Origin of the sequence: Niallia circulans (assembly GCF_003726095.1) — a bacterium.
Lineage (GTDB): Bacteria > Bacillota > Bacilli > Bacillales > Cytobacillaceae > Niallia > Niallia circulans_A.
In genome coordinates, this window is the sequence record NZ_CP026031.1 from 3,889,138 (window position 1) to 3,901,383 (window position 12,246).

9 protein-coding genes and 4 tRNA genes are annotated in these 12,246 nt (G+C 34.9%); all 13 read right to left on the reverse strand.

Annotated features, from left to right (window positions below; translation table 11 throughout):
* Nucleotides 1-118: 118 nt before the first annotated feature.
* Entirely contained in the window at nt 119-1,330 is a 1,212-nt protein-coding gene (locus C2I06_RS18545; RefSeq protein WP_095333257.1) for a S1C family serine protease, read from the reverse strand.
* A 188-nt stretch (nt 1,331-1,518) separates the two neighbouring features.
* The gene (locus C2I06_RS18550; protein WP_047941022.1) at nt 1,519-2,307 is read right to left on the reverse strand and encodes an MBL fold metallo-hydrolase; all 789 of its coding nucleotides are present in this window, start codon (nt 2,305-2,307) and stop codon (nt 1,519-1,521) included.
* Nucleotides 2,308-2,313: 6 nt separating this feature from the next.
* On the reverse strand, nt 2,314-3,114 hold the full coding sequence (locus tag C2I06_RS18555; RefSeq protein ID WP_123258643.1) for a two-component system regulatory protein YycI: 801 nt from the start codon (nt 3,112-3,114) through the stop codon (nt 2,314-2,316).
* Nucleotides 3,101-4,414, reverse strand: coding sequence for a YycH family regulatory protein (locus C2I06_RS18560; RefSeq protein ID WP_123258644.1), 1,314 nt, complete (start codon nt 4,412-4,414; stop codon nt 3,101-3,103). Before C2I06_RS18560 ends, C2I06_RS18555 begins: the two co-directional genes overlap by 14 nt.
* Nucleotides 4,411-6,240 (reverse strand): cell wall metabolism sensor histidine kinase WalK, encoded by a 1,830-nt coding sequence (gene walK, locus C2I06_RS18565; protein ID WP_095333252.1) that lies wholly within the window; start codon nt 6,238-6,240, stop codon nt 4,411-4,413. The genes C2I06_RS18560 and walK overlap by 4 nt, the downstream gene beginning before the upstream one ends.
* An 8-nt stretch (nt 6,241-6,248) precedes the next feature.
* A complete protein-coding gene (gene yycF / locus C2I06_RS18570) occupies nt 6,249-6,959 on the reverse strand; it encodes a response regulator YycF (protein ID WP_047941026.1) in 711 nt (236 codons plus the stop codon).
* 855 nt (nt 6,960-7,814) lie between these two features.
* Nucleotides 7,815-7,887 (reverse strand) — tRNA-Phe (locus C2I06_RS18575).
* 112 nt (nt 7,888-7,999) lie between these two features.
* Nucleotides 8,000-8,076: transfer RNA gene (locus tag C2I06_RS18580), tRNA-Asp, on the reverse strand.
* Nucleotides 8,077-8,110: 34 nt separating this feature from the next.
* Nucleotides 8,111-8,182 (reverse strand) — tRNA-Glu (locus C2I06_RS18585).
* Nucleotides 8,183-8,200: 18 nt separating this feature from the next.
* Nucleotides 8,201-8,276, reverse strand: a tRNA-Lys gene (locus C2I06_RS18590).
* Nucleotides 8,277-8,553: 277 nt separating this feature from the next.
* Nucleotides 8,554-9,846, reverse strand: a complete 1,293-nt coding sequence (locus C2I06_RS18595; protein WP_047944584.1) for an adenylosuccinate synthase — start codon at nt 9,844-9,846, stop codon at nt 8,554-8,556.
* A gap of 804 nt (nt 9,847-10,650) precedes the next feature.
* The gene (locus C2I06_RS18600; protein WP_047944585.1) at nt 10,651-11,610 is read right to left on the reverse strand and encodes a S16 family serine protease; all 960 of its coding nucleotides are present in this window, start codon (nt 11,608-11,610) and stop codon (nt 10,651-10,653) included.
* Between the two features lie 302 nt (nt 11,611-11,912).
* Nucleotides 11,913-12,125 carry a hypothetical protein gene (locus C2I06_RS18605; protein ID WP_095333251.1) on the reverse strand — a complete coding sequence of 71 codons (213 nt, stop codon included), beginning with the start codon at nt 12,123-12,125 and terminating at the stop codon, nt 11,913-11,915.
* Nucleotides 12,126-12,246: the final 121 nt, after the last annotated feature.

Sequence of the window (12,246 nt, forward strand, 5' to 3'; positions counted from 1 at the left end):
TTTCAGAAACTATTTCGCTCCATTACATCTATTCAGCAATAGTATCTCCATTCAAAAAATACGTACACATAAAAAAAGTAGAGCGATACCTAAATAAGGCTTCGCTCTACTTTCTTAACTACATTTCTTCCTCTGATAACGTAAGCTCTGTTGTTTCTAGTTTACCGTTTCGATAATATTTCACTTCCATTTTATCGCCGATTTTCTTCTCCGTATATAAATGCTTTCTTAACGCAATTAAATCGACTATTTCTTCCCCATCTAGTTCTACGATAACATCTAGCTCTTTTAATCCTGCTTTTTGCGCTGGAGAATTTCGTGAAACATCTTTTACCGCAACGCCTGTTGTAACATCATTCGGTAATTTCAAAGCTTCCTGCTGATAATAGCCTGGAATATCACTAACAGATTGCAGTTCTACCCCCATATAAGGGCGCTGCACTTCTCCATGTTGTTCTAAATCCTCAATAATTGGAATCGCTGAGTTAATGGGAATCGCAAGTCCAATTCCCTCTACCGCAGATTCAGCAATCTTCATGCTATTAATGCCGATAAGCTGTCCTTCGATATTAACCAGTGCACCACCACTATTTCCTGGATTAATCGCTGCATCTGTTTGAATAACTTCTGATTGCCAATCAGGTGTCCCATCTTCATTTATATCGACAGGGATAGTTCGCTGTAAGCCAGATATGATTCCTTGCGTGACAGAACCAGAAAACGTTAATCCGAGAGGATTCCCAATTGCAATGACTGGTTCTCCTGTCTTTAAGCTGTCGGAATTGCCAAACTCTGCTACTTTTGTTATCTCTTTTGCAGCTACTTCAACTACTGCTAAATCTGTCCAAATATCGGCACCTATTAGCTTAGCGTTAATTTTTTTTCCATCGGATAACGTGACCTCAAGTTCCGTTGCTCCTTGGACTACATGATTATTTGTGACAATAAATGCTTTGCCGCCACTTTTCTTATAAATAACTCCAGAACCTGTGCCCGCTTCTTGGGCTGTTGTTTCATCTGCCCAGAAATTAGAGGACTGCAGATTGGTAATACCGACAACTGAGTCCGCTGCTTTATCCACTGCCTTAGTAATATCCGTTTCCACGTTCAATGAAATATTCTGTGTTTTTATTCCATCAGAATTAGTTACGATTTGCTCATTTTCATTTCCGTTCTGAAAAATTGCTAAGTCCGTCAAACGGGGGCTTAATAATAATACTAGTAATGCTCCTATCACCGCACCTATAAATCCAGAGAAGAAATAGCCTCTTCTTGAGCCTCTCTTTGGCCCATCTCCCCGATTACCGTAATCATACTCCACAAGCTTCATTCCTTTCTAAAGACATAATCTAAAAATCATCCTTAACCTATATCCTTATTATTTTTCCTATTTTTCAAAAAAACAAACGAAATACTTCAAGAAGTTTTCTCCCTATCATGCCCAAAAGCCTTCCTGCCATACTTTTATTTCTCTAGTAAAAAAAGCGAATATCTGACTATCCGCTTTTTTCGATCCTGCTATATAGCCATTAGCTTTGTTGGTATTCTTGGATCGGTATCAAATAAATGAACTTGTTCCCCCAATCCAACGCCACGGCTTTCTAATGTCTGCCCAACTGACATCCTTGCTAGATCCTTCATATTATTATCTAAGCTTAAGTGCGCAAGGTATATATGCTTTGTACGATCTCCAATCACTTCACTCATGGCTATCGCAGCATCCTCGTTACAGACATGTCCCACATCACTTAAGATACGTCTTTTAATATTCCATGGATATTTTCCCATCCGCAGCATCTGCACATCATGATTGCTTTCAAATACATACGAATCTGCATTGGAAATAATTCCTTTCATTCGATCACTTACGTACCCAGTATCTGTGATAAGAACGAGCTTTTTCTCCCCTTCATGAAATACATAAAACATTGGCTCTGCTGCATCATGAGATACACCAAAGGATTCAATGGAGACATTGCCGAATGTCTTTACTGTTTCCATATCAAAATGAAATTTCTGCTCGACGGGAATTTCCCCAATGAGTGGATCCATTGCTTTCCATGTTTTTTCATTCGCATAGATCGGCAGTTTATACTTTCTTGCAACAATACCTACCCCTTTAATATGGTCACTATGCTCATGTGTTACTAATATGCCTGTTAGATCACTCATTTTTCGTTCAATGCCTTGGAATAAGCCTTCCATTTGCTTTCCGCTTAATCCGGCATCCACTAAAAAGGAATGTTCTCCTGATTCAACAAAAATGGCATTTCCTGTACTGCCACTTGCGAGAACACTAAACCGCATTTTCTCTCACTCCACTTTCATTTCCTCTGTTTCTGGCTGAATAACTTGTCCATCTAGCGCGTTCACATAAAAATCTTCTTCGTTCACTGTTACTTTCCAAGTTGGCGCAAGCAGCTGTGCCGAAGTATCAAGCTGTGTATAATACCCTAGTTCTATATGACTTACATATGAACCACTTTCAATGAAATTATTCTTAAATAAGTTAAGAATAGCATCAGGCGGCTGCATAATGACCTCTTCTTTATCCATCTCTTTAATGTTTTCTAAATACGTCTGGTTATAAGAAACAATTTTGTTTTCTTCATTGACATTAAAGGTAAGCTCCGCTTTAGGATTACGATACAATGTCTTTCCTGCATGCTGCTGATAGAACTTTATCGTGTTCCCCTTCTTTTCCAAAAAGCGATACTCTGCACCGTTAAGTACGGAATTAAGCAGAAAATCAGACAACTCATCGGGATCGAATTCTTTATCTATACTGATCGGTTTCTCTAGGACTGCTTGAAGATATATGCTATCTCTTACCGTAATTTCTTGACCGCTTAATAATCCCTTTTCCAACTTCTTGATCTCATCATCGGTAAATTTCTTCGATTTGGCAGATAAATATTGATCCTTCACATTATTCACTGGCAGTTTCTCTTTATCGTAATCAATTCCTAGCCGTGACAATGTGTGTGTTGGTGGTTCTGTTGGTAAATCATCGGCCCGCTGGTACTCCTTAATTTTTACATATTCATAAATTAAATAAACATCTAATAGTAAAAAGGCAATGATAAATATCGTCTTTATCTTACTCCAGTCCATCTAAGCTGCCCCCTGTTCCTTCCGAATATAGGGAATACCATTTATGATCATATTGGTAAAACCAAGTTGGCTGTAAAGAAACGATACTTTGCGAATCAACCTGCATATCGTATCCCAGTACGATCTTCTGGAGTTTTTCCATCTTCAGTTTTTTATTGCTTTTAAGATATTTTAGAACATCCTCTCCTGATGAGACAGTCTCTTTCGAAAAATCAAACGGAGTGGTTGTATTAATAATAATTAAATTACTCGTTAACAGGCGCTTTGCCTTATTATCTTCCCAGTATAATCGAATATCGGACAACTCCGTATTTAGATTGAACACAGGCATCCCATTTGTATTGTATAAACGAAAGGTAACCTTTCTATCTTCATCTCGTCCTACATAAAGATAGTCATTAATCCAGCCGCCACGTTCATTAATCAATTCAATACTATTATTTATTATATGGTTCTGAGTCATTTCATTCGAAATGCCTGCAGGTTTAAAGAAACTAACTATATGGGTATCTTTATATATTCGTAATAAACCTGAATCATCCGTATACTCTTCCCAATTTGTCAGAATTTCTTTTTGAGCAATACTAGGCTCTTCAAATAATGCTCTGCTTAAGCGAATAGATTCAATTTGTCTTGTAAAGTATTTATATTTATTTACTTCCTGCTTACCATTAGGCAAGTAAATTAAATACTGGTCATTAGGTTTATAAGAAAAATAAGTGGAGTACACTGTCTTTTCCGCATAAACATTTTCTTTCAATTTATTAAGCTGCTCTATATAAGTTGTATTTATCGATGTTTCATATACTTTCCCTGTTTCCTTAGACAGAAAATAAACATTTCCATCTTTATAAGAAAACAAAATCATATCAAAATCAAAGGAATTATCTTGATCAATTCTTAAAATATCTTTGTAAATGCGAAAAGGAACTTGCCCTGGAAACCTTATTTCTAGACCATTATTCTGCTTTTCTAAAAAAGTAGCTATACTAGGAATGGTGGAAGATATATTACGGAAATTCCCATAATCAAATTCTTTCAATCTATTTAGAATATGATCTACTTCCTCCTTGGAAATTGTACCATAATGCTGCCCATCGATGTGTTGGTAAATTTCATCAGGTTTTATTACTTCACTGACTTCCTTTTTAGCCCCTAATGCCTCTTGCTTCATAGTAGAACCACTAGTATCCATCGCATCAAACTCTGCACCTTGGTCTGTCCAAAGGAGATAATATAATAACACGCTTAATGCTACCAGCAAGATTAAAATGCCACTTTTTACGTTCTCATATTTCATCCCCAATCATCCTCTTCCGATTGAATATACGGTAGGGTGAAAGATATTTTTGTTCCTTTTCCTTCTTTACTGGATGCCCAAATTCTTCCCCCATGTGCCTCTACCATTTCTTTCGCAATAGCAAGGCCAAGTCCTGTTCCGCCAAGCTTACGTGTTCTCGCTTTATCAACACGGTAGAAACGATCAAATATTTTATCAATGTTTTCTTTTGGAATACCTACGCCATTATCCGATACACTTACGATAATTTGCTGTTCTTGCTCCTTTATAGAAAAAGTAATTTTCCCACCTTCAGGAGAGTATTTCAAGGCATTAGAAATTATATTATCAAGAACCTGTGTCAATTTATCTTCATCAATTTCCACAAAGGCTGCTTTCTTAGGCAATTTTCTTATAAAAATAACATTTTGTTCCTTCGTCAATTCAAAACGATCAATAATACGATTATAAAATACGATGAAATCAACAAGTTCTTTATTTAACTGATAATCACGACTATCCAATTTAGAAAGCTGTAATAAGTCATTTACAAGACGTATCATACGCTCTGTTTCCGTTTGTGTAACATTAAGGAATTTCGGAGCTAATTCGTCATCTTTCCATGCCCCATCATATAGAGCCTCTACATAACTGCGCATTGTTGTTAACGGCGTGCGCAATTCATGGGAAACATTTGCCACAAACTCTTTTCTTTCCATATCAATCTTTTCTTGTTCGGTAATATCGTGGAGAACCGTAATTAAACCATTTACAAATCCTGTTTCTTTTTGGATAACCGAAAAATTCGCCCGTAATACATATGGCTCATAATGGGTACTATAATCCAAAATAACCGATTCTCTTTCCTCGAGAAGTTCCTCAAATGTATACTTTCCATTAAGATCAAGAAGATTAACAATTGGTTCAGAAAGGACTGTTTCACGTGAAACATCCAGCATTTTTGCAGCTGGCTCATTAATAAGAATAATCCGTCCTTTTCTATCTGTCGCAATTACTCCGTCTGTCATATAGGCTAATACTGAAGATAGTTTTCTTCTTTCACTTTCTGTTGTAGCCTGTGACTCTTGAAGCTTCTTAGTCAAATTATTAAAAGTGATCGCCAGCTGGCCAATTTCATCAAATCCATACACTTTTACCTTTCGAGAGAAATTCCCCTTGGATAAAGCAAAGGCATGCTTTTGCATATCAGAGATTGGCTTAGTGATCGTTCTTGCTAACAGGACTCCCAAAATAGCGGTAACAACCAATGTAATAATGGTTCCTTTTTGGAAGATTTGATTGATCTTATCAATTTGTTTATACACATTCTCAATTTTCCCTACCAAATAAATGGCTCCGACTATTTCATCTCCATTTGTCTTTATAGGAGTAATCAGCTCATAGATTTTCTCGCCATTTTTCTGCTTGATCGGATTATCTGGCTGGGAAGAATTAGATAAAACTCGTCTTACCGAATAGTCGACCATTCTCTGGCCAACTAAATTTTGATTTTCCGGGTCCGAAGTTCCAACTATAATACCATTACTATTCACTACTCTAATTTCCTTAATATCAGAAGAATTATTATCACTTAGAATTCTTCTAATATCATCTTCTAACGTTGAATCCCCATTTTCGACGACTCTTTCCTTTACAAGCTGCTCTTCTAAATAAATCGATAAGATATTTACTTTCTCTTGAATCGATACTTTAAAACTATCCAATAAGGTTGTCTGTAAAGTCTTTACAAAATAGACTCCAATAATCTGAATAGAAATTAGAATAAGCAAAACAATTACTACCACAAGCTTCAAATGAATAGAACGAAAAAAACTCACTTTTTTCATTAATAAATTTACTCCTGCTCAGGATTTCTCAAATAGTATCCAACGCCTCTTCTTGTCACAATCCAAGTTGGATGACTAGGATTATCTTCAATTTTTTCTCTTAACCTTCTTACTGTTACATCTACTGTTCTTACGTCTCCATAGTAGTCGTAACCCCATACAGTTTGAAGCAAGTGCTCTCTCGTCATAACTTGTCCGATATGTTTTGCTAAATAGTAAAGCAATTCAAATTCACGATGAGTCAGCTCAATCATTTCACCTCTTTTTGATACGATATAAGCATCTGGGTGAATTATAAGGGAACCCACTTCAATTTCATTTGTTTCTTTCTCCTCTTCTGCAGCAGAAGAAACTTGCTGGTGTCTACGAAGATTTGCTTTAACACGTGCAATCAGCTCTCTCGTACTGAAAGGCTTTGTTACATAATCGTCAGCCCCTAATTCAAGGCCTAATACCTTATCTATCTCCGAGTCCTTAGCCGTTAACATAATAATCGGCATCTCATATTTCTTTCTAACCTCACGACATACTTCCATTCCATCTCTTTGTGGCAGCATAATATCTAATAATACTAAATCCGGCTGAAGTTCTTCTACCTTCTCTAACGCCTCGTTGCCATCATAAGCACAATAAACTTCAAATCCTTCTTTCTTTAAATTAAATTGCAAAATATCCGCAATTGGTTTTTCATCATCTACAACTAGAATCTTTTTGTTCATTCCGCTATTCTCCTTATATCAAGTTTTATCTATGGTTATTTCATTCTTTTATTGTTTACTTCTAATGTCTACTTTACCATTTTAAATTTATATAATCACTTTTTTTCTATTATAAGTTTATCCCGCTTTCATCTCCCTTTACCAAGCGAAACCAAAAATAGTTAACAGGAAGACAAAAGTCTATAAAGAACGGCTATTCACTAAATAGTCCCACATAAAAAAACAGTGAAGCTTTTCATTAGCCCACTGACCATTCCTTCCATCCCCGAATAAAAAATCTCTCTATTAAAGAGAGAATTACTTATTTTTCCTTATTAGTGTTTTATTCATATGCATGGGAACTAAAAGTATACATCATCAATACATACTAGGCTTCTATATGTCTTCTTTCTGTAGAAAAAGATTAATGAGAGCATTATTTTACAATAAGAAAAAATACATAGATAGATGGATAAATTATTGAAACCTTTTAGACGAGTTAATCGTCTATATATATGAGTTTCATTTTCCCTTAATTTTGGCAAGGATATCCTTTTTAATAGAATGGATCCCTTGTCCTTTTTTTGTCTATAGCATCCTCTTACATACGTTTTTTCTAAATTAAATAAAACTCTTCTGTCTCTACTCCATTCACTTCATTATTTTATAAAGTTCCTTTCAAAGAAGACATATACATTAACTTTATCATACTTTTATAAAGAAAAATGGTTTGCTATTATATTGTAATAAAATTGTTGTTAAATTTATATGTTCTGTGGGGATTTGTAATAATCGCGGATTTCTTCACATTTATTTACGGGGAAATAATTTGGCATAAAAAAAACAACGAACAGTCGTTGTAATGATAAATCAAGGTGGCTCAGGACGGAATCGAACCGCCGACACAAGGATTTTCAGTCCTTTGCTCTACCGACTGAGCTACTGAGCCAAACTATTGTGACAGATGCTTACTAGCAGCACAGGTCGAAATTCTTACTTGTCTTCAATATGTATTAGATAAAAAATATATATTAAATATGCAAATGCATAGGAAGAAAAAATGGCGGTCCGGACGGGACTCGAACCCGCGACCTCCTGCGTGACAGGCAGGCATTCTAACCAACTGAACTACCGGACCATTTTTTACTATTAATACCTTTAAAAAGATATTATGACCCATACGGGATTCGAACCCGTGTTACCGCCGTGAAAGGGCGGTGTCTTAACCGCTTGACCAATGGGCCGTGAATTATTACAAGAAATGGTGAGCCATGGAGGATTCGAACCTCCGACCCTCTGATTAAAAGTCAGATGCTCTACCGACTGAGCTAATGGCTCGTATTTTTTGTCATTTGCGACGCTTTTTATATTAGCATATTATTAAAATAAAAAGCAATACTTTTTTTAAAAGTTTTTTTCAAAAAAATTTTTAAACTCCTACGTAACTATTTTTCCTCCGCAAGGTTACTAAAATTAAATACCCAACATAAAGAATGCTGTATACTTATCATACCCTCATGCCATTTCTGTAAACGAATCAAGCCAGCCTGCTTCTATTATCTATTTAGAAAAGAAAAGGTCGTTCTAACACGTTTAGAACGACCTCTTACCATGTTTAGATTTGTCTCCAAGGGCTGTGTATCACATTTGTTTGTGTACGATCTGGACCAACTGAGAACATGGATAATGGGATCCCTGTTAACTGTGAAACTCTTTCTAAATAATGACGGGCATTTTCAGGAAGCTCACTTAATGTTTTACATCCAGTAATGTCCTCTGACCAGCCTGGTAATTCTTCATATACTGGCTCACAATCAGCTAGTACTTTAAGGCTTGCTGGGAACTCTTCCATTACTTCCCCTTTGTATTTATAAGCAACACAAATCTTTACTGTTTCAATTCCTGTTAAAACATCAATGGAATTCAGAGAAAGATCAGTAATACCGCTAACACGACGTGCATGACGTACAACGACACTATCAAACCAGCCGACACGGCGTGGTCTACCAGTTGTTGTTCCATATTCACGGCCAACTTCTCTAATATGATGTCCAATTTCGTCATTTAGTTCTGTTGGGAAAGGTCCATCCCCTACTCTTGATGTATAGGCTTTGGATACACCAACTACATGTTTAATTTTCGTTGGACCAACACCTGAACCAATTGTTACCCCTCCAGCCACTGGATTAGAAGATGTAACAAACGGATACGTACCTTGATCGATATCAAGCATTACCCCTTGAGCACCTTCAAATAATACTCTGCGGCCTTCATCTAATGCATCATTCAATACAACAGAAGTGTCACAAACATATTTCTTAATTTGCTGCCCATACTCATAATATTCATCTAAAATATCTTCTAATTTAAAGCCTTCCGTTTCATAAATACGCTCTAATAAACGGTTTTTTTCAATTAAATTTCTTGCAAGCTTTTCTTCAAATACTTCTTTATCTAATAAGTCAGCAATACGGATACCAGTACGCGCCGCTTTATCCATATAAGCTGGTCCAATTCCTTTTTTCGTTGTTCCAATTTTATTAGCACCTTTGCTTTCTTCCTCAACCTCATCTAATTTTAGATGATAGGGAAGAATAACATGTGCACGATTACTAATTCTCAAATTATCTGTATTGATATTACGGTCATGTAAATATTTTAATTCTTCAATGATCGCTTTTGGATCAACGACCATTCCGTTTCCAACCACACTAATTTTTTCTTTATAAAATATCCCAGATGGAATTAAGTGTAACTTATAAGTTTCTCCATTAAACTTAATTGTATGACCTGCATTGTTACCGCCTTGATAACGTGCAATCACTTCTGCATTTTCAGATAGGAAATCGGTAATTTTACCTTTTCCTTCGTCTCCCCATTGCGTTCCTACGACCACTACTGATGACATATCCTAGAGCACCTCCACAGGTTTCTATATCTTTTTATTATATCCTTAATCAACATTCCTATTTTATCAATTTTTCAAGATAAAAGTCAATAAAACACGAACAATCTTTTTGATATTTTAATATTATGTTCGTGAAAAGAGATTAATAAAAAACGATATAAGTTGAAGTATTTGCTCCGATTAAGGCTTCTATCCATCTGAAAAGGTAAAAAAAGACTAGTAGCTAGCAGTCTATTTAATATCTCTGACATTGTAGGATTATGACATAGTAGCTCCACTCATCTCTAACCCATTCATCTTGGATATCAGGAAGATCTTCTTGCTGCTTCCCCCATTTGCATAAGGAGCAAATTCATGTCCATAAAACCGGTCATATGTATATGGAACTAAAAGAGAGTCCTCAACATATAACGTGCTTACCTGATAATGGGCGATACTTCTTGCTATCAGATATGATACAAAAGTGGTTCCGTTTCTGGGGTATAAGCTTCCTATAACAATGTTTTTTTCTTTGGGGACTTTTTCTATTTCTGTTTTTTTTCTACTTCCTTTTCTTCAATGAGGGTAGGAATGGGTTCTCCAGCAATAGCAAGAGAGTAATTTAAAAAGCGTTCTACACTGGAAAAGGGAACTTTTCCTTTAAGCTGAGTGGTAAATTGGTCAATTTAGCTATACTTAAGGGTCGCAAAAGTGTCATAACTACAATTTTTCGATTATATGACACTTTTTTGAGACCCTTTCACTATAATAAGTTTTAAAGTTTTAACTTAAGTGTTCTTTAATAAATCAGTAATGCTTGCAAATTTAATTTTTACCATTATGCAAATCTTCTATAAGTTGAATCGCTTCGTCAATTTTACTAACACCAATTATATTTATCGAGAGGTTTAAATCGTCTTTTATTTCATTTGCTTCGATAATGTTCTTATTTGGAACTATTATAAACGTGAGACCACTTCTCTCTGCACTTAATATCTTTTCTTTTATATAACCTACCTCTTCGACCTTTCCACTTTTATTAACTGATCCAGTAACTCCGATTAATATATCATTCTGGAAATTCTGTTCAATTAGATAACTAGATAAGACTAACGCTAGGCCAGCACTGTTTCCTTGTGAATTTTTTCGTGACAAAAATTCTTTAATAAGAGTATTATCTGATCCTATATATGCTGAAATGTCCTGATAATATTGTTCAAATTCGGGATTTTTTAATCCTACTAACTCATAAATGAATTGGTTTTTACTGGTATATCGAATAAAGTTGGTAACAGGAACTATTTCATAAATCTCTTGATGATTAGTAGCATAAATATTTCTAACTTCTTTCTCATTTTGTATATTACTTACCGTATCTTCTTTAACCGATAAAAAATATATATTAGTACCACTAATTATTTCTTCTGGTTGATTGAAACTCGTAACTAGGAATTTGTACTCGTCAAAGAATATAATCGGAAATTCATATAATACTATCAAAAATGGGAGTAAAAATGGCATAACAAATACCCGGTTGGAATTACTTTTTTTTCTTAAATTAGAATAGTGAATTATTAAAAATATAAACAAAAATAGTAAAGCAGTAACAAAAATAAATCCCGAAATGATATTAAAAAAATAAAAAATTAAACTTGTCAAGTATAATAAAATTAATCTAGAAACAGGGGGAAATTCATAATCTTTTATGGATTTATTTTTTAACCTGTTCCTTACTTTTAACTTTTTGGGAGACAGTTTAGCAATTTTATTGTTAATTGAACTCATTAAAATTCCCCTCGTTATTTTTATTATGAATATTTAATGGATCTTTGCATTAATAAAATTTCTTTTAGTCTACTGCTTTTCTATAGATATTTGTTTAAAAACCAAAATTAAATGGAGACATTTTTCCATTATAATAATAACATACTCATAGAATATAAACTTTTTGAAAACAGTTTATCAGTCCTCATTGATTTAACCTTCTAATTATATTTGGAATGCTGTTTTTTAAATTTCCAGACTTATACTGCTATATAAAATCACTGTAAAGTAACCGTAAAATATCTTCCACAATAAATTCATTATCAGGCTCCACCTCTTCTTCTTGCTACTCTTTTTACCATTTGCCTTTCCTCTTCCGAAAGAGGAATCTTCACATCTTTCTTTTTATCGCTCCTTGTTTGTCTGCCTTCTTCTTTGGTTATAGACCGTTTCCGAACATTCTCTTTAATAGATGGAATTTCTTTTGGACGGTTGCTGATATTGAATATAGGATTTAGTAGTTCCATTTGTTTCATCTCTTCCTCTTTCCCCTCTGCTTCTTATATTTTGGTCTTTTATCTCAGTGTCAAATTGTTATATTGCTAGAGTATGAGAGGGGAGAGAGGATTAGAATGTATATAATCTAGAAATCTGGAC